The sequence below is a fragment of the Paraburkholderia sp. EG286A genome, from assembly GCF_040965375.1.
In the GTDB taxonomy this organism is placed as follows: Bacteria; Pseudomonadota; Gammaproteobacteria; order Burkholderiales; family Burkholderiaceae; genus Paraburkholderia.
Genome location: NZ_JBFRCB010000010.1, coordinates 126,098 through 152,412 on the forward strand (window position 1 = coordinate 126,098; position 26,315 = coordinate 152,412).

Below are 26,315 nucleotides of genomic sequence, written 5' to 3' on the forward strand. Positions count from 1 at the left end.
CCGCGGCGCAGACCGCATCCGCGCGCCACCGCCCATCCCATCGTCTCCACCCTGGAGAGCCGCGCATGTCCACATTCGTCTTCTCGCTCCTGATCGCCTTTTCGCTGTATCTCGCCATCCGCTCCCGGCGCGGCCACGGCAAGCAGAGCGTGCACGACTTCTTCGTCGCGTCGCGCCAGTTCGGCGTCGCGCTCGTGTTCTTCCTCACGGCCGGCGAGATCTACAGCATCGGCACGATGGTCGGCTTTCCGGGCGGCATCTATGCGAAAGGGCCGACCTACGGCATCTGGTTTCTCGGCTACATCCTGCTGGCTTACCCGATCGGCTATTTCATCGGGCCGCGCATCTGGGAGGCCGGCAAGCGGCACAACGCCATTACCCAGGCGGACCTCTTCAAGGGCCACTATCGCAGCCGCGCGCTCGAGTTGATCGTCGCGGGCTCGTCCATCCTGTTCCTGATCCCCTGGGGCGAGCTGCAGTTCACGGGCCTCGTGTCCGCACTCAAGGGGCTCGGCTGGCACGTTCAGCCGTTCTGGCTGATCGTCGTCTGCGCCGCGCTCGCGTTCACCTATATCGCCATTTCCGGCGTGCGCGCCTCCGCCTGGATCGCCGTGCTCAAGGACATCCTGATGCTGCTCGCGATCATCGTGACGGGCGTGGCCGCCGCGTGGATGGCAGGCGGCACGCACGAGGTGTTCCAGGCCGCGAGCCACCAGGTGAGCAACGCGATGACGCCGCCGCAACTGCGCTTTTCGATGAGCACGATGCTGTTCCAGTCGCTCGGCTTCTATATGATGCCGTTCGCGGCGCAGGGCTTCTTCACGGCGCGCGGGCCCAACACGATCCGCCGGACCCAGATCGCGATGCCGCTCTACATGATGATGTACCCGTTCCTCGTGGTGGCCTCGTACTATGCGATCAGCGCGAACCTCAAGCTCGCCTCGCCCAACGACGCGTTCTTCGCGGCCGCCGTCCACCTGCTGCCCGACTGGCTGCTCGGCCTCGTCGCGGCGGGCGCCGCGCTCTCGGGGCTGCTCGTGCTGGCGGGCATCTGTCTCGCGATCGGGCCGATCGTCACGCGCAACCTGATTCCGAACCTGCCCGAGACGCGCCAGAAGCGCACCGCGAAATTCGTGATCGTGGCCTATCTGCTGGTGTCGATCGCCACCACGCTGCTCACGCCGAACCTCATGCTCTTGCTCATCAACCTGACCTACTACGGCGTGACGCAGTTCCTGCCCGGCATGCTGATCCTGCTCGCCGGACGCCAGGTGCGGCCAGGTGCGGTGGCGGCCGGCATTGTCTGCGGCCAGGGCCTCGCGATCGTGTGCTACGTGCTGCATATCGGCTTCGGCGGCATCAATCTCGGGCTCGTGTGCCTGGCTGTGAACGTGCTCGTCGTCTTCGTGGGACATATCCTGTTGCGGCCGTCCGGGCGGCGCTATGGCATGCCCGATCCGCTTCACCATCATTCATAGGAGTTGAGCTGTCAATGAATCCGCAAGCCTCGTCTTCATCTGCCGGTCAGCCGGTCACGGTTTTCGCGGCGCGCCGCATCCTCACGCTCAACCCCGGCCAGCCGCACGCGACGCACGTGGCCGTGCGCGAGGGGCGCATTCTCGCGGTCGGCACGAGCGAGGATGCCGCGCGGTGGGAGACGCAATACGGCGCCTGCACGCGCGACGACACGCTGCGCGACAAGGTGCTGATGCCGGGGCTCGTCGAAGGGCATTGCCACCTGATGGAAGGCGCGGTATGGGATGCGGTCTACGTGGGCTACTACGACCGTCGCGGGCCGGACGGCAAGCTGTGGCACGGGCTGCGCACGCTCGACGCGGTGCTCGAACGCCTCTCGGAAGCCGAACGCGCCATGACCGAAGACGGCCCTTTGCTCGCGTGGGGCTTCGATCCGATCTACTTCGGTGCGGCGCGTCTGACGACACGCGAACTGGACACGGTCTCGGCGAGCCGCCCGATCGCGATTCTCCATGCGAGCGTGCATTTGATGAACGTGAACAGCGCGATGCTCGCGCTCGCCGGCATCGACGAGGACACCGACGTGGACGGCATCGCGCGCGACGCGCAGGGCCGGCCCACGGGCGAGCTGCAGGAGTTCGCGGCGATGTTCCCGATCTACCAGGTGATTGGCGGCAAGCTCGCGATCGCGGCCAGCGAGAAGCCGCACGCGGTCTGGAATTTCGGCCGCGTTGCGCAACTCGCGGGTGTGACGACCGCCACCGATCTCGTCAACGACCTCTCGCCCCAGGGCAACCGGACCTTGCACAGCGTCACGGCCGACCCCGACTACCCGGTGCGCATCGTGCCCGCGTTCGCGCCGCAGCGTAATCCCGCGCAGAGCGCGGCCGGCGTGCTCGAGGCGATGGCGGGCAATACCGACAAGCTGCGCTTCGGGCCGGTGAAGTTCATCGTCGATGGCTCGATCCAGGGCTTCACCGCGCGTGTGCGCTGGCCAGGCTATGCGGGCGGGCAGCCCAACGGCCTGTGGCTGATTCCGCCCGCGCAACTGGTCGAGGTGTTCGAGCCGTACCACTGCGCAGGGTTGCAGCTGCATATCCACACGAACGGCGACGAAGCGACCGAGGTCGTGCTCGACGCGCTTGCGACGCTGCTCGCGCGTCATCCGCGGCCCGACCACCGGCACACGCTGCAGCACTGCCAGATGGCGGACGCGGCGCAGTTGCGGCGCATCCGCGCGCTGGGCCTGTGCGTGAACTTCTTCGCGAACCACATTTACTACTGGGGCGATGCGCACTACGGCCAGACCATGGGCCCGGACCGCGCGAACCGCATGGACCCGGCCGGCTCGGCGCAGCGCATGGGCATTCCCTACGCGTTGCATTCGGACGCGCCCATCACGGCGTTGAGCCCGCTGTTTACCGCGTGGTGCGCGGTGCGGCGCGAAACGGCCAGCGGCCGCGTGCTGGGCGAGGCGGAGCGGCTCACGGTCGATGAGGCGCTCCATGCGATCACGCTCGGCGCCGCGTACACGCTGTGCCTCGATCACCTGATCGGCAGCATCGAGGTGGGCAAGTTCGCCGATTTCGCGGTGCTCGACGAAGACCCGAGCACCTGTGCGCCCGAGCGGCTGAAGGACGTGCCGGTGTGGGGCACGGTGCTCGGCGGACGCGTCATGCGCGCCCCGCGATGAATCCCGCCGCCACGCCCGCGACCGAGCGCGCGCCGATCGACCTCGCGGTGATCGGCGGCTACCTCGGCGCGGGCAAGACCACGGTGGTCAACCAGCTGCTGGAGGCGCCGCACGGCAAGCGCATCGCGGTGCTCGTCAACGACTTCGGCGCCGTGAATATCGACGCCCGGCTCGTGCGCGCGCACAGCGACGACGTGATCGAGCTCGACAACGGCTGCATCTGCTGCACGATCGGCGGTGCGCTCGTCGATGCACTCGCGCGCCTCGCCGCGCGCGAAGAGCGGCCAGACCTCCTGCTGATCGAAGCGAGCGGTGTGTCCGACCCGGCGAAGATCGCCCAGGTGGGTTTGCTCAACGGCGCGTTTCGCCTCACGGCGGTGCTCGTGATTGCGGATGCGCTCGAGTTCGTGCACACGCTCGCCGATCCGCTGGTCGGCGCGATGGCGCAGCAGCAGATCGACAGCGCGAGCGCCGTGATCGTCACCAAGCTCGATCTGATCGAGGCCGGTGCGCGCGAGCGAGCCGTCGCGGACGTGCGCGCGCTTGCGCCCACCGACATCGTCGTGGCCGCGGATCACGGCCGCGTCCCGCCCGCGCTGCTGTTCGACGCGAGTTTGCCGCAAACGCGCGCGCTCGCCGATGCCAGGCGCTGGCAGCACCAGCCGCTCGGGTCGAACGCCGGCGTGTTGCCCGCCTTCGCAAGCGTGACGCTTGCCGCGCCCGACGTGCTGGACAAGGCGCGCCTGCGTGCGTGGCTCAAGGCGCTGCCGCGCACGATCCTGCGCGCGAAGGGTTTCGTGCGCGTGGCCGATGCGGATGGCGGCATCAGCACCCGCGTGTGCCAGGTCGCTGCCCGCCGGCTGCGCATGACGCCGCCCGCGCAGAGCGAGCATGCGGCGGCGAGCGCGGAGAGTGTCATCGTCTTCATCGGCTTCATCGATCTGGAAACCGAAGCGATGTTGCGCGACGGACTGCTCGCGTGTTGCGTGCATGCCGCCGCGTAGCGCCACATTCAAGGCCGCGCGTGCAGCGCGGCGAACTCTTCACCGTACACCGCTGATGGCCAGATGCCGCGTGTGATGGCGGCGGCCCACCCAGGCGGCCGAGAGCGCGCTCACGAGACCCGCGAACATCGTGTAGAGGCAGATGAGCCACGGATCGCCGCCGTTGCGCTGCAAGAGCCAGGTCGCGATGATCGGGCTGATGCCGCTCGCGAAGATGCCGGAGAACTGATAGACGAACGAGATGCCGGAGTAGCGCACGTTGGCGTCGAACAGCTCCGCGAAGAGCGCCGCCTCGGGTCCGTACACAGACGCGTAGATGACGCCTAGCGGAATGATCACGGCGATCCACACGAACACAGGCGAGCCGCCGCTGTGCTTCATGAGCCAGAAGCCGAAGAACGACGACAAGCCCGTGAAGAGCGAGCCCCAGAAATAGATGCGGGTCCTGCCGATGCGGTCCGAAAGACGGCCGAAAAACGGAATCGTGAAGATCATCGTGAAAGCGGCGGCCATCACGGCGAGCAGGGCGTCGGTGCGCGAGAGCTTGAGCGTCTGCGTGAGATAGGCGATCGTGAAAACGGCGAAGACGTTGAAGAACACACCGTCGATGAAGCGTGCGCCCATGCCGGCGAGCACGTTGCCGGGATAGCGGGAGAGCACCTCGGCGATCGGCACACGGACTTCTGCGCCCTGTTGCTTCACGCGTTCGAACTCCGGTGTTTCCAGCACGCGCAGGCGGATATACATGCCGATCGCCACCAGCGCGAAGGAAAGGAAGAACGCGACGCGCCAGCCCCAGGCGAGAAACTGCGCGTTGCTGAGCACGGAGGAGAGCAGGGCGACCACGCCCGACGCGAGGCAGAGCCCGATCGCGAGGCCGATCTGCGGAATGCTCGCATAGAGACCGCGCTTGCCCTCGGGCGCGTATTCGAACGACATCAGCACGGCGCCGCCCCATTCGCCGCCGAGGCCCAGGCCCTGCGCGACGCGCAGGATGAGCAGCAGCGCGGGCGCCCACAGGCCGATCTGCGCATAGGTCGGCACGGTGCCGATCAGCACGGTGGCGACGCCCATGATCGAGAGCGTCATGATCAGCATGCTTTTGCGGCCGAGCCGGTCGCCGAAGTGACCGAACACGATGCCGCCGAGCGGACGGCTCAGGAAGCCCACCGCGAAGGTGCCGTAGGCGAGCATCGTCGAAATGAGCGGATCGCCGCTCGGGAAATAGAGTTTGTTGAAGACGATGCCGGCTACGACGCCGTAGAGGAAGAAGTCGTACCACTCGATGGTCGCGCCGATCAGGCTCGCGACGACCACGCGCCTCATCTGCCTGGCGTCGGTGCGGGGCAATGCGTTCATGGCTGTCTCCTTGTTGGGGCGCACCTGGTGCGGTGCGGTTCCTTGAAAAGCAGGTATTTTCGTCAGGTATCCTTTGTTTGCTGCGTATCGTTTCAGTGCTGCTTGGACTACTTGCTTGTGCCCCTGAGCGTGGTGACTTCAGGGGTGGGCCTCGGCATGCTCCCGTTGCGGCTCGGTGAGGCTCGCGTGGTCCTCGAGAATCATGTCGGCGGCTTTCTCCGCGATCATGATCACGGGGGCGTTGGTGTTGCCCGAGACGAGCTCGGGCATGATCGACGCATCGACGACGCGCAGCGCGGCGAGGCCATGCACGCGCAGGCGTTCGTCGACGACCGCGGTCGCGTCGCGGCCCATCCTGCAGGTGCCCGCCGGGTGATAGATGGACTGGCTGAACTGGCGTGCAGCATCGAGCAGCTCGGCATCGCTCTGATACTGCTCGCCGGGCACGAACTCGGACAAGATATGCGGCGCAAGCGCCGGCGCGGCAGCAATGCGGCGCGCCACGCGAATGCCGCCGATCACGACGGGATGGTCGCGCGGATCGGACAGGTAGTTGGCGCGAATGGCCGGGTACTGGAGCGGGTCGGTGGAGCGGATTTCGACGCTGCCGCGGCTATGGGGCCGCAACTGGCAGACGGACGCCGTGAATGCCGAGAACGGATGCGCGCCCTGGCCGGGCTTGTCGGCGCTCAGCGGCTGCATGTGAAACTGGATGTCGGGGCGCTCGACCGCGGGGTTCGAGCGCGTGAAGATCGCCACCTGGCTGGCCGCCAGCGTGAGCGGCCCGGTGCGCCAGAGCGCGTATTGCAAGCCGATCCACGCCTTGCGCAACGGATGGTTGACCTCGTCGTTGAGCGTGCGTTCGCGCGTGCGGAACACGAGCCGCACCTGCAGATGATCCTGCAGGTTCTGGCCGACGCCCGCCAGGTCGTGCAGCACGGCAACGCCTGCGTTGCGCAACACGTGCGCCGGACCCACTCCGGAGTGCTGAAGAATTTGCGGCGAGCCGATCGCGCCCGAAGCGAGAATGACCTCGACGCGCGCCCGCGCAGTCTTCTTCACACCGTCCTGCAGATACTCCACGCCGACCGCGCGGCGCCCTTCGAACAGGATCCGGCTCGCCTGCGCCCGCGTTTCCACGATCAGATTGCTGCGTTTGCGCGCGGGTTTGAGAAAACCCTTCGCAGTGCTCCAGCGAAAGCCGTTATAGGCCGTCTGCTGAAAGTAGCCGACCCCTTCCTGGACCGCGCCGTTGTAGTCCTCATTGAGCGGGATGCCGATCTCCTGCGCGGCGGCGATGAAGTGATCGGCAATGGGCCGGCGCAGGCGCAGGTCGGAGACCTTCAGCGGTCCGCCGACGCCGTGCCAGGCGTTTGCGCCGCGCTCCTGATCCTCGGACTTCCTGAAATACGGGAGAACGTCGGCATAACTCCAGCCGCGATTGCCGAGCGCCGCCCATCGATCGTAGTCCTCACGCTGCCCGCGCACGTAGAGCAGGCCGTTGAGCGAACTGGATCCGCCGAGCACCTTGCCGCGCGGCCAGTCGATCTGCCGGCCGGCCACGCCTTCGTCCGGCTCGGTGCGGTAGCACCAGTCGAGCGCGGGGTCGTGCATGGTCTTGAAGTACCCGACCGGGACGTGGATCCACGGATTGTTGTCCTCGCCACCCGCTTCGAGCAGCAGCACGGCGTTGCGCGCGTCGGCACTGAGCCGGTGGGCAAGCACGCAACCGGCCGATCCGGCGCCGACGATCAGGTAGTCGACCTCATGGTCCATGAATCCCGTCTCCTCGAAATCCAGGGGCGGCATGACGCGCCGCGTTTTCGGATCAATGTCGGGGAAGGGGATGCCGACCGCAAGCGGCGACCGTGCGCGCGGGCCGAAAGTGAAACGGAAACTGCCGAAACGGAATCAGAAAGCCATAACGAAGCGCGCCCGTTTTACCGCCGAAGGGGCGACGCGCCGGGGCCCGCTCAGGCGAGCGAGAGCCCCTGAAGCAGCGGCGCAAGTCGGCTCGCCGTCTGCTTCATGCGGCCCACCGACTCAAGCAGTTCCTCGAGGGTCGCGCGCGCGGTCGGGGCATGCACGGCGAGCGCGGCGAGCACGCGTTTGCTGGCGGGGTCGCGCACCGGCACCGCAATCGCCACCATGCCGCGCACGAACTCTTCGTTGTCGATGCCGATGCCGCGCACCGCGAGCTGTTCAAGCTCGGCCGCGAGCGCCTTGGGGGCGGTCAGGGTGCGGTGCGTCATCTTCGTCAGCACGAGGCGTTCGAGCAGCGCGTTGCGCTCGAGCACGCTCATCTGCGAGAGAAACAGCTTGCCGCTCGCGGTGCAGTGCAGCGGAACGTGCATGCCCGGGCGCATCTCCATGCGCAAGGGCTCGGTCGTCTCGACGCGCTCGATATAGAGCACGCGGTCGCCGTCGAGCGCGGTGAGATTGCAGGTTTCGCCGAGCGACTCCACCAATGTGCGCAGCAACACGCGGCACGAGCGCGTGAAGGTGTTGTTGGCGAGCGTGGCGAGCGCGAGCTGCGCCGCGCGCGGGCCCAGCGCGATGCTGCGGTCGTGGCCACGCGAATCGGGCATGTGGATCACGTAGCCGCGCGCTTCCAGCGAATCGATGAGCCGCAGCAATGTCGCCTTGGGAATATGCAGCCGGGCGGACAACTGCGAAAGCGTGTACGGCTGGCCCGCGGACGCCAGTTGCTCCAGCACCACGAGCGCGCGCAGCACGCGGGCGTCGTCCGCCGACGATTCTTCGCGCAGCGCGGGGGCGTGGTCGTGCGCCCCGTTTGGCGTTGGGGGTTGCGTCGTCTCTCGCGCTGTGTCGCGCATCGGTCTCCTCCTGAAGGGCGTGGAAATGAAACGAATTGTTCGAGTTTCCGGGCTTTTTTCAGTATGAGCGCAAAGTTCGCGGCGTTACGTAGCGGATTACCCCGATATGTCATGCGAATGATCCCCTTGCTGGATGAGGCCGCTGGACCAGGCTGTACCAGGCGATAGCGGGCCACTGGCTCTACCTCCGAAATGCGGGTCTGCCTAGAATTTTTCCCAACAGAGCGCCAAAAACGACGACAGCTTTGCATGGAATCAGAGTGACGCGCCAGGCGCCAACTCTATTCGACAGGAGACAGGCATGACGAACAGGCAGTCGGCAGGAACCGCTTTCGTAGCGGAGCGTGCAAGCGTCTTCACGAAGCCTGTGGAGCAATGATCATGGGATACAGCACAGTCGATCCCGCCGCCGCCGGCTTTGCCGCGAGCGATACCGGCTCCACGAAGTACGACCCCAGGTACGATCCGCTCGTCTCGCCGGGCCCTGGCGTCGGCAAGGATTACGCGCCGACCTACTGGGTCGCGACGGCGGGCAGCCCGCCTGCCGACGACGGCCCCGTCACGAGGGATCTCGACGTGGATGTCGCGATCATCGGTGGGGGCTACACGGGGCTCGCCACGGCGCTCTGCCTCGCACGCGAGCATGGCATCAAGGCCGTGGTGCTGGAGGCGAACCGCACGAGCTGGGGCTGCAGCAGCCGCAATGGCGGACAGGGGCAGAACGCCTCGGGCCGCCTGTCGCGCTCGCAATGGATCGAGCGCTGGGGCAAGGATGTCGCCCTGAAAATGCACGACGAGATCCAGCAGGGCTTCGATCATTTCAAGGAACTCGTTGCCGAGATCGATTGCGATCCGCAGCCGGGCGGCCACTTCCTGATCGCACACCGGCCGCGCATCATGGCGAAGCTCGCCGCCGAGGCGAAGGTCTGGAAGGACGTATTCGGCTACCCGTCTGAGCTTTTGAGCGCGCAGACGTTTCGCCGCGAATTCGTCGACGACCACGAGGCGGCCGGCGCGCTGCACGAGCCCGAAGGGATCGGCATCCATGCGCTGAAGCTCGCGTTCGGGTATCTGCGCCTCGCACGTGCTGCTGGCGCGAAGGTCCACACGAGCAGCCCGGTGATGGGATGGGAGACCATCAACGGCGTGCATCACCTGCGCACGCCGGGCGGCGTGGTGCGGGCGCGCGCGGTGGGCATCGCGACCGGCGCGTACACGGCGCAGACGCTGCATCCCACGCTGCGCAGCAAGGTCATGCCGATTCTCTCGAACTCGATGGTTACGCGTCCGCTTACCGAAGCCGAGATCGCCGCGTGCGGCTTTCGCACGACGCAGGTGCTCACGGATACGCGCACGCTGCGCTTTTACTATCGGTTCTTGCCCGATGGGCGGTTGCAGATTGGCAGCCGCAGCGCGATTACCGGTGAGGATGCGCCTAATCCGCGGCATCTCGATCTGCTCAAGGAGGGCATGGCGCGCAAGTTTCCGGCGCTGCGTGGCGTGCAGATCGACTATTCGTGGTGGGGCTGGGTGGATGTGAGCCACGACATGATGCCTCGGGTGTGTCAGCCCGATCCCCGGCAATCGGTGTTTTATGCACTTGGCTATGGGGGGAATGGGGTGTCTTATTCGCAGCAGGCTGGGAGAAGGCTTGCTGAGCGTATCGCAGGTAAGGGTGGACAGCTTACGCTGCCGATTTTTACTACGCCGTTGCCTGGGCATCCGTTTGCGCCCTTCCGGCGGATTGGGCAGAGGATGCTTTATTTGCAGTATTTCAGGCGGGATGAGAAGGCTTGAGTTTTGGTTTTTTTGGTTTTCTTGTGTTCGCGTCCGTACCGACGCGAAAACAAGAAAACCCACAAAACAAAAAAACAAACAAAAAAAAGCGCCACCCAAAAAGGCGCACCAGAAAATCGAATCCGATATCTGTGGAGGTGACATGCAACCCCCGATGGACAACCAGCAACTGAAGTGCGGCCTAAAACAGCGCCACATGACAATGATCGCCCTCGGTGGCGTAATCGGCGCCGGTCTCTTTGTCGGCAGCGGCGTCGTGATCCAGCAAACAGGCCCGGCCGCCGTCCTCTCCTTCCTCATCACCGGCGGCCTCGTCGTACTCGTGATGCGCATGCTCGGCGAAATGGCCTGCGCCATGCCCGCAGTCGGTTCGTTCTACGAATATGCACGTCTCGCCTTCGCCACCTGGCGCGGACCGGGCAAGCTGGCCGGCTTCCTCACCGGCTGGATGTACTGGTACTTCTGGGTAATCGTGGTCGCCGTCGAGGCGGTGGCGGGCGCCAAGCTCGTCCAGTTCTGGCTACCCGACGCGCCCGCCTGGCTCATCAGTCTCGTATTGCTCGTGCTCCTGAGCGCAACGAACCTGATCTCGGTGGGCAGCTACGGCGAATTCGAATTCTGGTTCTCCTCGATCAAGGTGGCGGCGATCATCGTTTTCCTCTTTCTCGGCGGCCTCTATGTGCTTGGATTGTGGCCATCGTCGCTGCACACGACCGCCGTATTGCCGACGCTGCTCGGCCATGGCGGCCTCATGCCGAAGGGCATCGGGCCGGTATTGAGCGGCGCCGTCGCGGCCACGGGCTTCTACTTCGGCGCGGAGATCGTCACGATCGCGGCGGCCGAGGCGCGCGAGCCCGCCAAGGCCGTCGCGAAGGCCACGAACTCGGTCATCACGCGCGTGCTCGTGTTCTACGTGGGTTCCGTGCTGCTCGTGGTCGCGCTCGTGCCGTGGAATTCGCCGGCCATGTCGACGCCCTATGTGAGCGCGCTCCAGGTGATGGGCTTGCCCGCCGCCGCGAACATCATGAACGCGATCGTGCTGACCGCCGTGCTCTCCGCGCTCAACTCGGGGCTCTATGCGGCCTCGCGCATGCTGTTCGCACTGACCCGCCACGGCGACGCACCCGCGGCGCTCGCGAAAGTCAACCGCCGCGGCGTGCCGGTGCGCGCGATCCTGCTCGGCACCGTGTTCGGCTATGTGTCGGTCGTGATGTCGTACGTGTCGCCGGATACGGTGTTCGCGTTCCTCGTCAACTCGTATGGCACGGTCGCGATCTTCGTCTATCTGCTGATCGCCCTGTCGCAACTGCGCCTGCGCAAGCGCCTCGATCCGGCGGCCGTTGGCGAGCTGCGCGTGAAGATGTGGGGCTTCCCCTACCTCACGTGGGTGGCGATTGCCGGCATGGTGGGTATTCTCGTGGCGATGGCGTTCATCCCCGAGCAGCGCAAGCCGCTCTGGCTCGGCGTGGCGAGCCTCGCCGTGCTGCTCGTCACCTACGCATGGCTGCAGCGCCGCGCGCGCATCCGCGAGCGTGCCCGCGACTACGCGCCGTCCTTCGCGACGTGGACGCCCGCCACGACAGAATCGGGCGCGGGCCGCTTCGGCAAATGAAGCCGCAGTCTGCATGCAGTCATGAACGCGACAAGGAGGACGCGATGACCACGGAACGCGCGATGGAGGGGCCGGACCGCATGGTGTCGGTGCGCGAGCGCTTCGGCTTCGATTCGAACCTCATGGTGCCGGCCTTCAGCGAGCGCGACGCCCACGTGCCGGACGTGGACGAGGCTTATCGCTTCAACCCCGAAGTCACGCTCGCCATACTCGCCGGCTTTACGCGCAACCGGCGGGTGATGGTGCAGGGGCTGCACGGCACCGGCAAGTCCACGCATATCGAACAGGTCGCCGCGCGCCTGAACTGGCCCTGCGTGCGCGTGAATCTCGACGGCCATATCAGCCGGCTCGATCTCGTCGGCAAGGACGCGATCGTGGTGCGCGATGGCCGCCAGGTCACGGAGTTCCAGGAGGGCATCGTGCCGTGGGCGCTGCAACGTCCGGTCGCGCTGATCTTCGACGAATACGATGCGGGTCGCCCCGACGTGATGTTCGTGATCCAGCGCATTCTCGAGCGCGACGGCAGCTTCACGCTGCTCGACCAGAATCGCGTGATCCGCCCGCACGCCCACTTCCGCCTCTTCGCGACCACCAATACGATCGGCCTCGGCAATCTCAACGGCCTGTATCACGGCACGCAGATGCTGAACCACGCGCAAATGGACCGCTGGAACGTGGTCGCCACGCTCAACTACCTGCCGCGCGAAGAGGAGGCCGGCATCGTGCTCGCCCGCGTGCCGGAGATGACCGACGACGCGGGCCGGCAACTCGTCGATTCGATGATCAGCATGGCGGCGATGACGCGCAAAGGCTTCGCAACCGGCGATCTCTCCACGCTGATGTCGCCGCGCACCGTGATCGACTGGGCCGAGAACTGCCAGATCTTCCGCGATCCCGCGCTGGCGTTTCGGCTCACGTTCCTCAACAAGTGCGACGAGGCGGAGCGGCCGATCGTCGCCGAGTATTACCAGCGCTGCTTTGGCGTCGAGCTGGACCCAGCGTCCACCGCGAAGGGCGGCGAGGGCGGCGAACCGCGGGAGCCGCGCGCGTGAGTGCCACGCCCACGCCCGAGGCCGTGCGCACCGCGCTGCGGCGCGAGTCGCTCTGCGCGGCCGCCGTGCGCGCGCTCACCGGCGACGCCGCGCTGCATTACCGCGGCGGCCGGCTTTGCCGCGAATCGCGGCCCTTGCCGCTCTATGCGCCGCATCTGCGCAGCAACGTCTACGAGGACGAGTTCGCCTCGCTGCGTGGCGCCGCCGACGCCGCCGCACAGCGGCTTCTCCATTCCGACGCGGCGCTGCACCGGCTGCTGGCTCCCGACGCCCCGATCGAGCGCCTGCTGTTCGAGCTGTTCGAGCAGGTGCGCTGCGAGGCGCAATTGCCGCCCGGCATGCCGGGACTCGCGCACAACCTGCGGCACCGCTTCGAAACGTGGTCGCGCGCGTATTGCCGGGCGGGCTTGACCGAAGGCCATCTCGGCATCCTGCTCTATACGGTGGCGCAGATCGTCTGGTCGCGCGTGAGCGGCTGGCCCGTGCTCGACGAGACCGAAGACCTGATCGAAGCGACGCGCGCCGGCATCGTGCCCGAGATCGGCATGCAGCTTGCCGGGCTGCGCGTGACTCGCGCAGATCAGCGCGCCTATGCGGCGCATGCCCGCGAGCTGGCGCGCCGCGTCGCGACGATGCTCGAAGACGCGCGCGCGGCACATGCAGGGGACGACGCCGAGGAAGCCCGCGCAGCCGACGACGCCTTGACGTCGTTCTCGCTATGGGTCGACTTCGACGAAACGAGCGTCGAGCTGCCCGCGCTCGCGCCGACCGGCGTGAGCCGCGTGCTGGCCGAGGCGGCGAATGGCTATCGCGCATACACGACGCAGTACGACCGCGAGATCCGGCCCGCCACGCGCGTGCGCGAAGTGCTGCTGCGCGAGTATCGCGAGCGGCTCGACGGGCGCATCGCCGCGTGCGGCATCAATGTCGCGCGCCTGGCGCGCGCGCTGCAGATGGCGATTGCGGTACCGCAGCGCGATGGCTGGCTCTTTGGTGAAGAGGACGGCCGCATCGACGGTAGACGCCTCGCGCAGGTTGTCAGCTCGCCCGCCGAGCGGCGCGTGTTCAGGCGCGAGCGATACGAGCCGCGCAGCGATTGTGTGGTGGGCTTCCTGATCGATTGCTCGGGGTCGATGAAGGCGCATATCGAGCCCGTTGCGATGATGGTCGATCTGCTCGCGCGCGCATGCGAGCAGGCGGGAATCGCGACGGAAGTGCTCGGCTTCACGACGCTCGCCTGGAACGGCGGCCGGGCGCGCGCGGACTGGCTCGCGGGCGGGCGGCCGCCGCATCCGGGACGCCTGAACGAGACCTGCCACATGGTGTTCAAGTCCGCCGACGAGAGCTGGCGGCGCGCTCGCCCGGCCATCGCCGCGCTGCTCAAGGCGGACCTGTTCCGCGAGGGCGTGGACGGGGAGGCCGTGGAATGGGCGTGCGCGCGGCTCGCGGGCCGCACCGAGGCGCGGCGCATTCTCGTCGTGATTTCGGACGGCAGCCCGATGGACACGGCCACGGCGCAGACGAACGACGCCTTCTATCTCGACAATCACCTGAAGGAGGTGGTCGCGCGCCACGAGGCAATGCGCGACGTCGACGTGATCGGGCTGGGCGTCGGGTTGGACCTCAGTCCGTACTACCGGCATTGCGTCGCGCTCGACTCCGGCGAGCCGCTCGATATGGCCCGCTTGATCGATCTCGCGCAATGGATTGGGGCGCCGCGTTAGCGCAATGGCGGCGGGCTGCGCACAGTCATCGATTCCTGCGCGGGCCATCACCCGCTCACATCACACCATCAGCTCCTTCACCGCGCACAGCACGAGCGAAGCGCCGATGATCATCAGCACGCCGAATGCCAGCCTGCGCATCGCGAGGGAAGACAGCGGCGGCGGGTAGTGGCGCGCCGCCAGCGTCATCAGCATCACGACCGGCGCGGCGAGCGCGGCCTCGATGCAGATCGAAGCGGGAAGCTCGCCCTCCCAGGCGCTGAACAGCACGCGCACAAGCGACGTGACCGTGAAGAGCAGGATCAGCGCGCAGCGAATCTCGATCAGCTTGAGCGGCTGGCGATAGAACTGGAAGATGAGCGGCGGCCCGGACACGCCGAACATGCCGCTCAGCAGGCCGCCACACACGCCGCTCACGAAAAAGCTGCGGTCGCCCGAGCGTTGCGCGAGCGGCACGGGCCGCAGCGCGGCGCTCAGTCCGCCATATAGCACGACGGCGCCCAGCAGCAATTGCAGCATGCCGGAGGCCGAGGCGCTCAGGTAGTCGAGCACCATCACGCCCACCACGACCGAAGGCAGCACGCCGAGCGTCGCCGCGCCCACGGCCCGCCAGTCGATATGGTGGAGCTTGCCGGGCAGCGCAGTCGCGCTGTTCGCGAGCGTGACCAGACTCAGCAAGGTGGCGATGCTTGCGAGCGGCGCGAGGCTGAAGCCGCTCGTGGCGCCCATGACGATCATGCTGAGGCCGAAGCCCGTGATCGTCTGAAAATAACTGGCTGCGCCGATCACGGCGATCAGCACCAGGACCTTCTCATGCGTCATGCTGCGTGGGGTTCCTTCGAGTGGGTGACGTCGCGTTGGCGGGCCGTCTGCGCCTGGACCGCCGTCGTGGCGATCACGTAATAGATGTCCTCGGGGCAGCAGCCGCGCGAGAGATCGTTGGCGGGCCGGTTCAGGCCCTGCATCAGCGGGCCGATGGCCTTCGCGCCGCCAAGACGCTCGGCGAGCTTGTAGCCGATATTGCCCGCGTCGAGATTCGGGAAGACCAGCACGTTCGCGTGGCCGCCGCACTGCGAATGCTCGATCTTGCGCTCGGCGATCTCCGCCACGAGCGCCGCGTCGAGTTGCACGTCGCCGTCCACGCAAAGGGTGGGGCGCTGCTCGTGCACGCGCCGCGTCGCCTCGATCACCTTGTCCACGCTCGCATGGTGGGCGCTGCCGCTGGTCGAGAACGACAGCATCGCGACGCGCGGCTCTTCCATCAGCAGGCTGCGCGCGCTGTCGGCGGCGGCCATGGCGATCTCGGCGAGCTGTGCGGCGTCGGGGTCCACCACGAGCGCGCAGTCGGAGAAGATCAGGCCGCCTTTGTAGCGATGAAACGGCTCGCACAGCATCATCAGGAAGAAGCTCGAGACGAGCTTGAACGACGGCTCGACGCCGATCAGCTGGATGGCCGCGCGCACCACGTCGGCGCTGGTATGAACGGCGCCCGCCACCGACCCGTCCGCGTGGCCGAGACGCACCATCAGGTTGGCAAAGACGAGCGGCTTCGCGGCCTCCTCCCACGCGAGTGCGGGCGTCATGCCTTTGGCGCCGCGCAGAGTGACCAGTTCGTCGGCGAAGGCCGTGCGCCATGGGCTTTTTTGCGGATCGATCAGCGTGATCTCGCCGAGCTCGACCGACTCGCGCGCGGCGGCCGCGCGGATCGCGCCCGGGTCGCCGAGGAGCATGATGCGAGCAATGCCCTCCTGGTGCGCCCGCGCCGCGGCGGCGAGCACGCGTGGGTCATCGGCTTCGCACAGGACGATGCGCATGGGCGCGAGGCGTGCGCTTTCGACGATACGGTTAAGGGCTTTCATGGTGTCATGGGCTCATGGACGCACAAACGGGTGGACTCACGCCGGCAGATGGCGTGTCCAGACGAAAACCGGCCACAAGCGGGTGCCCCGCCTGCGGCCGGCGATCGGACGCAGCCCGCGCGCGCCTGCCTGCAACTTACGGCGCGCGCGGGCCGCGGCTGGCCCTTCAGACGAAGTCCTTGTACTTGTCGAGCAGGCGCACGGGCTTCGAGAGCGCGTCGCGGCGGAACGGATCGCCGAGTTCGCGCGTGCACATGATCTCGACGATGGTCGTCTTGCCCTGGTTCATCTGCAGGTCGATGGCGCGCTTGAGCGCCGGGCCCACGTCCTCCAGCTTGTCCACCACGATGCCTTCCGCGCCCATCGCCTTCGCGATGCCGGCAAAGCTCGGGCTGTCCAGTTCGCCCGCGACGAAGCGGCGATCGTAGAAGTCCACCTGGTTCTTCTTCTCGGCGCCCCATTGGCGGTTATGGAACACGACGGCCGTCACCGGAATGTTGTGGCGCACACAGGTGAGCGTTTCCATCAGGCTCATGCCCCAGGCGCCGTCGCCCGCATACGAGATCGCGGGGCGGTGGGGCGCGGCCACCTTCGCGCCCATGATGGTCGGGAACGCATAGCCGCAGTTGCCCCAGCTCATCGCGGCGAAGAAGCTGCGCGGCTGGTTGAAGCGCAGATAGCTGTTCGCCACGGAGTTGATGTTGCCGATGTCGGTCGACACCATGACGTCCTCGGGCATCGCCTTCTCGAGTTCGCGCAGCACCTGGCGCGGATGCAGATACTCGCCGCCGGTAGGCGTGCGTTCGTGCTTCTGCTCTTCGATCATGTCGAGGCTGTAGGCGTCGCGCTCGTGCGTCCACGAGTCGAGTTCCTTTTCCCACGCGGCCTTTTCGGTGGCGATCTGGTCGGCGCGCTCGGCGCGGTTGGCGTCGCTCGCGAGGGTGCGGTTCGCGAGGCGCTCGGTCAGCGCCTGCGCCGAAGCCTTCGCGTCGCCGCAAATGCCCACCGAAATCTTCTTCACGAGGCCGAGCATCTTGTGATCGGCGTCGATCTGGATGATCTTCGCGTCCTTTGGCCAGTAGTCCATACCATGCTGCGGCAGCGTGCCGAACGGTCCGAGGCGCGAGCCCAGCGCAATCACGACGTCGGCGCGCGAGATCAGCTTCATCGCGGCCTTCGATCCCTGGTAGCCGAGCGGGCCGCACCAGAGCGGATGATTCGCCGGGAACGAATCGTTGTGCAGGTAGCTGTTCACGACGGGCGCACCGAGGCGTTCGGCGAGCGCCTTGCATTCCTCGATCGCATCGCCCATCACGACGCCGCCGCCCGAGATGATGACGGGGAACTTCGCGCCGGCGATCAGATCCGCCGCTTCGTTGAGGCTTTCGTCGCCGCCGGGGCCGCGGTCGAGTCGGCGCGGCTGCGGAATCTCGGCCTTGATCTTGCCGTAGAAGTGATCGCGCGGAATGTTCAGCTGGGTCGGGCCCATTTCGGACATGGCGCGGTCGAAGCAGCGCGCGGTGTACTCGGCCATGCGCGCGGGGTTCGTCACGTGGCCCTGGTACTTCGTGAACTCCTGGAACATCGGCAGCTGATTCGCTTCCTGGAAGCCGCCGAGGCCGATGCCCATCGTGCCCGCCTCGGGCGTGACGATCACGACCGGGCTATGGGCCCAGTAAGCCGCTGCGATGGCCGTCACGCAGTTGCTGATGCCGGGACCGTTCTGGCCGATCACGACGCCGTGGCGGCCCGATACGCGCGAGTAGCCGTCGGCCATGTGCCCCGCGCCCTGCTCGTGAACGACGGGAATGAGGCGAATGCCGGCGGGCGCGAAGATGTCCATCGCATCCATGAACGCGGAGCCCATGATGCCGAACATGTCGGTCACGCCGTTGGCCGCGAGGGTTTCGACAAAGGCCTCGGACGGGGTCATGTCCTGCGGGCCGCTGGCCGTCTGAGTGGGGGTCTTTTCGCTCATCAACTGTCTCCGGTTATCGTTTGACGGAACGCCGTGTTTTGAATGCTATTCGGCACCCAATGAGGGTCAAGGGATTCCGTCCTTGATGGGTGAATCTGAAATGGAATGGAACGTTTCGTTTCAAAACACTGGGCGACCGATGCGCCGGTGCGCCGCTGCACGCGGGTCAGGCGGCCTGCTTCGGGCGCTCCTTGCGGAACGCGCGCTTCACGGCGATCAGGCCGTCGCGGAATTCGAAGAGATCGCAGCCTTCGGCTTCGATCCGCCAGCCTTCGGCATGCGTGCCGCTGAACACCCATTCGGATACGCCGCGTTCGCCCGCGACGTAGTGGCGGCCGTCGCCCCAATGGGCGTCGGGGAACGTGCGGAAGACCGCTTCGAAAGCGGCGCGCACCGCCTCACGCCCGACGAAGCGGGCGCCGTATACCTCGGGGCCGCCGGCCGCGTCGAACACGCAGTCTTCGGTCATGAACCCCATCAGCGCGTCGGCGTCATGGCGGTTGAAGGCGTCGGAAAAGGCGGCGAGCGTGTCGGCCGTGACGGCGGGTTGGGCGCTGAGCGTGTCTGCCATACGTGTCTCCAGTGGAAAAGCCGGCGCCGGCCGGTGCGCGAGGACTCGCGCGCGGCACGGTATATCGACACGTTAGGGTTTGCCTCTCGACGGCGGTAGCACCAGTGCGGAGCTTTCGCCTGGGCCAGCGCCCGGATGCTTCCTGAGAGGCTCAGGCGGGCCGCTGCTTGCGCACGACCTCGGCGAGCGCGCGCACGCCGGGTTCGATTTTCTCGAGCTTGATGGCGGAGAATCCCATGCGGAACCATGGACTGTGTTCGGCTTCGTCGGCGAAGAACACGCCGCCGGGCTCGATCAGGATGCCGGCCTCGCGCGCGTCGTCGGCAAGGCGCGCGGAATCCAGCCACGCCGGGCCCTCGACCCAGCACGAGGCGCCACCGCCGATCGGCACGTAACGCACCTCGGGCAGATGGGTGTCGAGCGCCGCCATCAACGCGCGGGCGCGCTCCTTGTAGGCATGCGCGAGCCGGCGCAGCAGCGCGTCGTGGTGTCCGAGCGCGAGAAACGTCGCGAACGCGCGCTGGATATAGGCCACCGGGTGCCGGACCATCAGGCGGCGTAGCGAGCGCAGCTCGCGCACGAGTTCCTGCGGGCCGACCACGTAACCGAGACGCAGGCCGGGGGCGAACGTCTTCGAAAGGCTGCCCACGTAGATCACGCGATCGGCCGTGTCGAGGCTCTTCAAGGCCGGATGCGGCGTGCCGGAGAAGGTGTTTTCGCTCTCGTAGTCGTCTTCGATGATGACGAAGTCGTGCTGCTGGGCGAGTTCGAGCAGCGCCTGGCGGCGCGCGATGGGCATGGTGGCCGTGGTCGGGCACTGGTGGCTCGGCGTGACGAACACGTAATCGCAGCGGGCGAGCGACTCGCGCAGGCGCACCGGGTCGATCCCTTCGCCGTCGATCGGCAATTCGAGCAGCTGCGCGTTGCGATTCACGAAAATATTGCGTGCATCGGGATATCCCGGATTCTCGAAGCCGACGGTCGTGTTCTTGCCGCAGAGCAGGTCGGCGACGAGATAGAGCGCCTGCTGGCAGCCATTCGTGATGATGATCTCCTCGGGCATGGCGAACACGCCGCGCCGCGGCAGCACGCGCGTGCGGATCTGCTGGATCAGCGACTCGTCATCGCGCTCGATCAGGTCGGGCGCCCAGTTGCGGATCTCCATGATCGAGAGCGCTTTCAGGCAGCACTCGCGCCAGTCGTTGGTCGGAAAGAGCGATTGATCGAATTGCCCGTAGATGAAGGGATATGCGTAGTTCTGCCAATTGGCGGGCTTGACGATGTTGCGCTGGGCGGAGGGCGGGCGCACGATGCGCGATTTCCACGCGGGCGGGGCAGGCAAGCGGGCGTCATGGGGCTCGACGACGTCGGGCTGCTGCACCCGCTGCTGGACCCGCTGTTGGACCGTTACGCCGTGCAGGCCCTCCAGCATTTCGGGGTTGACGAAGTGGCCGCTGCGTTCGCGCGAGACCAGATAGCCTTCCTCCACGAGCATCTGGTAGGCGAGCACCACGGTATTGCGCGCCACGCCGAGCTGCTCGGCCAGCTCGCGGCTCGAAGGCAAGGCGGAGTCCGGCGGCAGTTGCCCGTCGAGGATGGAGGCCACCAGCATCTCGCGGATCTGGTGCTGCAGACTTGTCTTCGACTCCGGTGACCGTCGGAATTGCTGTGCCCAAAGGGCGGACGGGGTACGGGTCGGCATGCTTGCTCCTGTGATTGATGACAGCGGCGAGAGGACGTTTGAGCAACCGTATTGCAGCAAAATCGGCCAGTCAATCAACACACGATATTCAACACCGGGCGTCCGAGTCGATTAGGTAAATTTCGGAGCGACTGTTCGCGACGAGACGGTCAGCACCCCGCTTGCCGAAAGAAACTCGACGTGCGCGCGCTCGCCAGGCCCTTGCTGCGGCGCAGCGCGACCGGCTGGCGGGCCTTGCGGCTGCGAGCGCCGGGCGTTCGAATAATCGGAAGAAATCGGCTGGACGGTGCTTGCGGCGCTTCGGGAAAGCGGCGGACAGCGGTCATCCGCGACTGGCCCCATCGGAACTTCCTGCCTGGTACTACCCGCCGCTTTATTGATTGAGAATGCTTGACTAAACGGGCGAGTTCGCGAGTGCGAAATAAAAGAAGCCAAAATTCGCCCGGGTAGCCGCTGACTATACTTGAATTGAGACGGAACCCGAACCGGACGCGGAACTTCGTGCTGGTGTGCGCATTGTTTTTCAACTTGAGGAGACGGCGGTGAGAGCCCTACCCAGACTAAAGATGATGAAGCATCACGCGGATTCGTCGATCGAGCCGGTCATCAAGATCCGCCGCGGCCACGGGAAAATGAATGCCTGGTGGCTGACCACTGCCGTGCTCGTGATGTGCGTCGTGCTCTGGCAGGCCGTATCGATGGCGCGCATCTTCCCGCCGTTCGCGCTGCCCTCGCCGGTGGCGGTGTGGCAGGCCTTCGTCGAAATCGTCCACAACGGCTACGGCGGCCAGTCGCTCGTCAGCGACATCCTGATTAGTTGCTTTCGCATCGTTATTGGTTTTGTGGGCGCGATTGCGATCGGCGTACCGATCGGGCTGCTGATGTCACGCAACAAGATCGTGTTCGACATCATCGATCCGCTGCTGCAGTTCGTCCGGCCGGTTCCGCCGCTTGCTTATATTCCGCTGCTGGTGGTGTGGTTCGGCATCGGCGAATTGCCCAAAGCCATTCTGATTCTGGTCGGCACCATCCCGGTGATCATCATCGGCACGATGTCGGGCGTGAAAAGCACGCCGCCGCTGCGCATCGAGGTTGCCCGCACGCTCGGCGCGACCAACGCGCAAATCTTCCGCAAGGTCGTGCTGCCCTCGGCCATGCCGGAGATCTTCACCGCCATGCGCGTGGGTATCGGCGTGGCGTGGACCTGTCTGGTCGCCGCGGAACTGATCGCGGCGAGCAGCGGCCTCGGCTGGCTCGTGCAGTTCGCTGGACAGGCCTTGCAGGTTGCCATCGTGATCGTCGGCATCGTGATCATCGGGTTGATCGGATATGCAATGGAGCTGGCGATTCGAAAAATCGAAAACATCGTCGTACCGTGGCGCGGACATAACTGATCGGGTGACTGGAGGAGACGACAAATGAAAAAGATGCAATGGGTCTATGGCATGAGCGCGGCTGTGCTGGCGAGCAGTTGCCTGGTTCCGGGCGTGGTGTATTCGCAGAGCAAGCCCGAGGTGATCATCGGCTACGAGGACAACGGCGCCGATCCGTACATGGTGTCGATGGCCGAGCATCTGTTCGAAAAGCAGATGAACGCCGATGTCCAGTACAAGCTCTTCAGTTCGGGGCCGGCGGCGATGAGTGCATTGGCATCGAACAGCCTCACGTTCATGTGCGGGCTGGGCGTGCCGCCGCTCGTCACGGCTATTGCTCAGGGCTTGCCGATGACCATCGTGTACAACCAGGAGCGCTATACGAATGCGGCCGGCATCGTGGTCAAGCCGGATAGCGGCATCCACGACGTCGCGGGGCTGCAAGGCAAGAAGATCGCGATCGTTGCCGGCTCGCAGGCCTCGTTCGAACTCGCGACCTTCCTGGCCGCTGCACATGTGCCGTATGCGTCCGTCACGCAGATCAACATGGCGCCGCCGCAGATGCGCACTTCGTGGGTGACCGGTGCGATCGACGCGGCGATCGTCTGGGATCCGGTATTCAGCGCGCTGCGTACGTCTGGCGGCAAGGCGATCAAGACGGACGGCGATTTGCCGCGCGAAGCCTCGAGCTACAACGTCTGTATTGCCAACTCCGAGTGGGCGAAGGCGCATCCGGACCTGGTCCGCGGTTTCGTCGCGGCGCTCGACCAGGGCTATCAGGTGACGATGAAGGATCGCGACAAGGCGCTCGCCGAGATGGCGAAAGCCACGGGCGTGACGGTGCCGGTGGCGACGAGCGAACTCGCCGGCTACGAGCTGTTTTCCGGCGCCGACCAGACCACGCCGAAAGTCATGGGCCTCGACGCGGGCGTCAAAACCTCCGCCACGTACCTGACTCTGGTGAATACGGCCAAGGTGCTCAACTCGATTGGCCGCATTCCGAGTGTGCCGGCGAGTTTCGACAACAACGTCGCGCCGCAGTACTCGAAGCATCTGGCCCATTGATCCATTGACTGTCTGACTGTCGAGCGGGAGACGAACTTGAACATCGTCATCGATTCTCTGTACAAGACCTTCGGCGCCACCTCGGCACTGGAAAACATCAATCTGCAGTTCCGGGGCGGCGAATTCATCACCGTGCTCGGCGCTTCGGGCTGCGGAAAGACGACCTTGCTGCATCTGCTCGCCGGTCTCACTTCGCCCACCAGGGGCAACATCTATGTCGATGGCGAGATCAAGGACCAGCCAGGGGCCGACCGTGTCGTGGTGTTCCAGCAGGCCGGCTTGTTTCCGTGGCTCAGCGTGGAAGAAAACATCGAGTTCGGGCCGTCATTGCATGGCGTGCCCAAGGCGCAACGGCACAAGGAGTCGGCGGACATTCTGCGCATCATCGGTCTGGAGTCGTTCGCGCGGCACAAGCCCTATGAGCTATCGGGCGGCATGCAGCAGCGCGTGGCGATCGCGCGGGCACTCGTGATGAAGCCGAAGGTGCTGCTGATGGACGAGCCCTTCGGCGCACTGGATGCGCAGACGCGCAGTTCCATGCAGACGTTCTTGACCGCGCTGTGGGAGCAGCTCCACTGCACTGTGGTCTTCATCACCCATGACATCGACGAAGCGATCTTTCTCGGGACGCGCCTCGTCGTACTTTCGGCGCGGCCGGGGCGGGTGGCACTCGACGTACCCATCGAACTGGACCGGCCGCGTACGCCAGAGGTCGCGTTCGAACCACACTTTCTGGATCTCAAGAAACGCGCGATGGGGATTCTCGCGCACTGAGCGCGCGCTCAGCGGCGAGCGGCCGTCGACGCCATCGCGGAAGGCGCAGCGGCAACGCGCGCCTGCGTATCGATGCGGCGGAAGACCAGGGCGGAGATCAGCGTAATCGCGCCCACGCCCGCGAAGCTCATGCGAAAGCCGGGCGCAACCGATCCCCACTGCGCCTCGCCAAGACTCACGAGCGCGCCGCCAATGGTGACGCCGAGTCCCATTGCGAGCATTTGCACCATCGAAAAGAGGCTGTTGCCGCTGCCGGCGTCTTCGTGCGAGAGGTCCTTGAGCGTGACGCTGTTCATCGCGGCGAACTGCATCGAGTTGGCCGCGCCGAAGACGGCCAGCACGGCAATCTCCACGGCGACAGGCGTGCCGCGCGAGATCAGTGCGAACGCAACGATCGATGCGCCCACGATCAGCGTGTTGACCAGCAGGAACGTCTCGTAGCCGTAACGGCGGATCAGCGGCGCAATCCAGCGTTTGGCGACCGTTCCCGCGAGCGCGGCGGGCAGCATCATGAGGCCCGAGCGCAGCGGCGAGTAGCCGAGTTCGAGCTGCATGAGCAGTGGCACGAGAAACGGCACGGCGCTCGAGCCGACGCGGCAGACGAGATTGCCGATCAGGCCGACGCTGAAATTCGGCTCGCCGAACAAGCGCAGCTTGAAGAGTGGTTCGCGGTGGACGCGCGCATACGCCACGTAAGCGAAGGCCGCCGCGATGCCGAGCGCGAAGAGCCCGGCAGACCACGCGGCGCGATGCGTCTGGACCGGCGTGTCGAAGGCCAGTGAGAACGCAATCATGCACAGCGACACGAGTGCGCAGCCGGCGAGATCGAATGGAGGCGCCGCAGTGCTCGACGCGTTCGGCAGATAGCGGTGCACGGCGAACACGCCGGCGAGGCCGATCGGTACGTTGATCAGGAAGATCCAGTGCCACGAGATCGCCTGCACGAACCAGCCGCCGAGCGTAGGCCCAACGATCGGCCCCACCTGGCCCGCCACCGAAATGAGCGCGAGCGCGGAGACGTACTGCTCGCCGCTCACCGCGCGCAGCACCGCGAGCCGGCCGATCGGCATCAGCATCGATCCGCCGATACCCTGCAGCACGCGCGCGACCACGAGCTGCGCGAGCGTGTGCGCGCTCGCGCAGCACAGCGAGCCGAGCACGAAGATCAGAATCGCGACGAAATAGACCCGGCGTGTGCCGAAGCGGTCGGCAAGCCAGCCCGACGCGGGCGTGAGCATGGCCATGGTCAGCGTGTACGCGACGATGACCGGCTGCATCACGAGCGGTCGCACGCCAAGGCTGTGCGCAATCGAGGGGAGCGCGGTGTTGACGATCGTCGTGTCGAGCGTCTGCATGAAAAAGCCCGCGGCGACGATCCATAGCAGCGCCGTGTGGCTCGAATTTTTGTTCATCTGGAACTTCTCGGCGCGCCGCGTCAGGGGCGGGAACGGCTTTGCGGCGCAATTGTCATCAATGGCGTCATGATATTGTTACCATCGCTCATCGGGAACCCCAGTAGAGACTTTGACTGTCATCGGCATTGCCGATAACCATCCGCCATGCTCAATCCCATCTGGCTCAGGACTTTCGAAGCAGTCGCGCGCTGCCACAGTTTCACCGAAGCGGCGCGCCAGCTCGGGCTTACGCAGTCGAGCGTGAGCGATCACGTGCGCCGGCTCGAAGAGGCGATCGGGCGCCGCCTGTTTATCCGCGACACGCATTCGCTCGCCATCACGTCCGATGGCGAGGCGATGCTGGCGCATGCCGGCAGCATCCTGCAGGCGATCAACCGCGCCGAGTCGCAGTTTCGCGCGCCGCGCCTGCGCGGGCGGGTGCGGCTCGGCTGTTCCGACGACGTCGCGCTCGGCCCGCTGCCCGCCGTGCTGACGGCGTTTCGCAATGCCCATCCCGACGTGGAGCTGGAGATCACCATCGGCATGACGGGCCGGCTTTACGAGCTGCTCGACTCCGGCGCCATTGACCTGATGGTGGGCAAGCGGCGGCTGGGCGACAGACGCGGCACGGTGCTCTTCACCGGACGGCTCGAATGGCTCGCGCGCGCCGGCACGACCATGGATCTTGCGCAACCGCTGCCGCTCATCCTCGTCGCCGAGCCGAGCGTGACGCGGGCCGTGGTACTCGACGCGCTGGCGCAGACTGATTTCCGCTGGCAAGTGGTGTGCACGAGCAGCAGCCATTCGGGCTGCGTGGCGGCGGCGCGCGCCGGACTCGGCGTCACCGTGCGGCCCCAATACCTTGCCGCGCGCGGGCTGGCGCCGCCCGTGAACGTCGCGAGCCTGCCGGCGCTGCCCAATGTCGAATTCATCGCGCTCGCAGCGAAGCGGCTCTCCCGCCCGGCGCAAACGCTGCTGCAGCTCATGCACGACAGCGACTTGCGCGGCTCGTGGATTGGCGAGTGAGCGGGAGGGCGGGGAATGC

At 66.2% G+C, this 26,315-nt stretch carries 20 protein-coding genes; 11 read left to right on the top strand and 9 right to left on the bottom strand.

Going from position 1 to position 26,315, the window contains the following annotated elements; all coding sequences use genetic code 11:
- The first annotated feature begins 65 nt into the window (after positions 1–65).
- The 3 genes from AB4Y35_RS35485 to AB4Y35_RS35495 are packed head-to-tail and all read left to right on the top strand — an operon-like array spanning position 66 to position 4,173.
- Positions 66–1,478: a sodium:solute symporter gene (locus AB4Y35_RS35485; protein WP_368708077.1), complete on the top strand. Its 1,413-nt coding sequence runs from the start codon at positions 66–68 to the stop codon at positions 1,476–1,478.
- A gap of 14 nt (positions 1,479–1,492) precedes the next feature.
- Positions 1,493–3,169, top strand: a complete 1,677-nt coding sequence (locus AB4Y35_RS35490; RefSeq protein ID WP_368708078.1) for an amidohydrolase — start codon at positions 1,493–1,495, stop codon at positions 3,167–3,169.
- On the top strand, positions 3,166–4,173 hold the full coding sequence (locus AB4Y35_RS35495; protein WP_368708079.1) for a GTP-binding protein: 1,008 nt from the start codon (positions 3,166–3,168) through the stop codon (positions 4,171–4,173). The genes AB4Y35_RS35490 and AB4Y35_RS35495 overlap by 4 nt, the downstream gene beginning before the upstream one ends.
- Before the next feature lie 39 nt (positions 4,174–4,212).
- Here AB4Y35_RS35495 and AB4Y35_RS35500 read toward each other — a convergent pair whose 3' ends face one another.
- From AB4Y35_RS35500 to AB4Y35_RS35510, 3 genes are all read right to left on the bottom strand, one after another.
- A complete protein-coding gene (locus AB4Y35_RS35500; protein ID WP_342922356.1) occupies positions 4,213–5,532 on the bottom strand; it encodes an MFS transporter in 1,320 nt (439 codons plus the stop codon).
- 138 nt (positions 5,533–5,670) lie between these two features.
- The gene (locus AB4Y35_RS35505; RefSeq protein ID WP_368708080.1) at positions 5,671–7,308 is read right to left on the bottom strand and encodes a GMC family oxidoreductase; all 1,638 of its coding nucleotides are present in this window, start codon (positions 7,306–7,308) and stop codon (positions 5,671–5,673) included.
- Between the two features lie 197 nt (positions 7,309–7,505).
- Positions 7,506–8,369 carry an IclR family transcriptional regulator gene (locus AB4Y35_RS35510; protein ID WP_368708081.1) on the bottom strand — a complete coding sequence of 288 codons (864 nt, stop codon included), beginning with the start codon at positions 8,367–8,369 and terminating at the stop codon, positions 7,506–7,508.
- Between the two features lie 381 nt (positions 8,370–8,750).
- On the opposite strand from AB4Y35_RS35510, the gene AB4Y35_RS35515 reads away from it, so the two are divergent.
- The 4 genes from AB4Y35_RS35515 to AB4Y35_RS35530 all read left to right on the top strand — a co-directional run bounded on the left by AB4Y35_RS35515 (position 8,751) and on the right by AB4Y35_RS35530 (position 14,554).
- Positions 8,751–10,166: an NAD(P)/FAD-dependent oxidoreductase gene (locus AB4Y35_RS35515; RefSeq protein WP_368708082.1), complete on the top strand. Its 1,416-nt coding sequence runs from the start codon at positions 8,751–8,753 to the stop codon at positions 10,164–10,166.
- A 142-nt stretch (positions 10,167–10,308) separates the two neighbouring features.
- Positions 10,309–11,778, top strand: coding sequence for an amino acid permease (locus AB4Y35_RS35520; RefSeq protein WP_368708083.1), 1,470 nt, complete (start codon positions 10,309–10,311; stop codon positions 11,776–11,778).
- Between the two features lie 62 nt (positions 11,779–11,840).
- A complete protein-coding gene (locus tag AB4Y35_RS35525; RefSeq protein WP_368708205.1) occupies positions 11,841–12,830 on the top strand; it encodes an AAA family ATPase in 990 nt (329 codons plus the stop codon).
- Positions 12,827–14,554 (top strand): cobalt chelatase, encoded by a 1,728-nt coding sequence (locus tag AB4Y35_RS35530; protein WP_368708084.1) that lies wholly within the window; start codon positions 12,827–12,829, stop codon positions 14,552–14,554. Before AB4Y35_RS35525 ends, AB4Y35_RS35530 begins: the two co-directional genes overlap by 4 nt.
- 60 nt (positions 14,555–14,614) lie before the next feature.
- Here the strand turns inward: AB4Y35_RS35530 and AB4Y35_RS35535 are convergent, their stop codons facing one another.
- The 5 genes from AB4Y35_RS35535 to AB4Y35_RS35555 form a co-directional block, all read right to left on the bottom strand.
- A complete protein-coding gene (locus AB4Y35_RS35535; protein WP_368708085.1) occupies positions 14,615–15,376 on the bottom strand; it encodes a sulfite exporter TauE/SafE family protein in 762 nt (253 codons plus the stop codon).
- Positions 15,373–16,413: a phosphate acetyltransferase gene (gene pta, locus AB4Y35_RS35540; RefSeq protein ID WP_368708086.1), complete on the bottom strand. Its 1,041-nt coding sequence runs from the start codon at positions 16,411–16,413 to the stop codon at positions 15,373–15,375. Before pta ends, AB4Y35_RS35535 begins: the two co-directional genes overlap by 4 nt.
- A gap of 166 nt (positions 16,414–16,579) precedes the next feature.
- Entirely contained in the window at positions 16,580–18,391 is a 1,812-nt protein-coding gene (xsc, locus tag AB4Y35_RS35545; RefSeq protein ID WP_368708087.1) for a sulfoacetaldehyde acetyltransferase, read from the bottom strand.
- Positions 18,392–18,557: 166 nt separating this feature from the next.
- Positions 18,558–18,962: a nuclear transport factor 2 family protein gene (locus AB4Y35_RS35550; protein WP_368708088.1), complete on the bottom strand. Its 405-nt coding sequence runs from the start codon at positions 18,960–18,962 to the stop codon at positions 18,558–18,560.
- Between the two features lie 151 nt (positions 18,963–19,113).
- A complete protein-coding gene (locus AB4Y35_RS35555) occupies positions 19,114–20,664 on the bottom strand; it encodes a PLP-dependent aminotransferase family protein (protein WP_368708089.1) in 1,551 nt (516 codons plus the stop codon).
- A gap of 542 nt (positions 20,665–21,206) precedes the next feature.
- Here AB4Y35_RS35555 and AB4Y35_RS35560 point away from each other — a divergent pair.
- From AB4Y35_RS35560 to AB4Y35_RS35570, 3 genes are read left to right on the top strand one after another with little or no spacing between them, the layout of a single operon-like run.
- Positions 21,207–22,058, top strand: coding sequence for an ABC transporter permease (locus tag AB4Y35_RS35560; protein ID WP_368708090.1), 852 nt, complete (start codon positions 21,207–21,209; stop codon positions 22,056–22,058).
- Between the two features lie 24 nt (positions 22,059–22,082).
- Complete coding sequence (locus AB4Y35_RS35565) at positions 22,083–23,102, top strand: ABC transporter substrate-binding protein (protein WP_368708091.1); 1,020 nt, start codon at positions 22,083–22,085, stop codon at positions 23,100–23,102.
- Between the two features lie 36 nt (positions 23,103–23,138).
- The gene (locus tag AB4Y35_RS35570; RefSeq protein ID WP_368687763.1) at positions 23,139–23,876 is read left to right on the top strand and encodes an ABC transporter ATP-binding protein; all 738 of its coding nucleotides are present in this window, start codon (positions 23,139–23,141) and stop codon (positions 23,874–23,876) included.
- An 8-nt stretch (positions 23,877–23,884) separates the two neighbouring features.
- Here AB4Y35_RS35570 and mdtD read toward each other — a convergent pair whose 3' ends face one another.
- Positions 23,885–25,315, bottom strand: a complete 1,431-nt coding sequence (gene mdtD, locus AB4Y35_RS35575; RefSeq protein ID WP_368708206.1) for a multidrug transporter subunit MdtD — start codon at positions 25,313–25,315, stop codon at positions 23,885–23,887.
- Between the two features lie 120 nt (positions 25,316–25,435).
- Here mdtD and AB4Y35_RS35580 point away from each other — a divergent pair, with 120 nt between their 5' ends.
- On the top strand, positions 25,436–26,296 hold the full coding sequence (locus AB4Y35_RS35580; RefSeq protein ID WP_324160377.1) for a LysR substrate-binding domain-containing protein: 861 nt from the start codon (positions 25,436–25,438) through the stop codon (positions 26,294–26,296).
- Positions 26,297–26,315 lie beyond the last annotated feature (19 nt).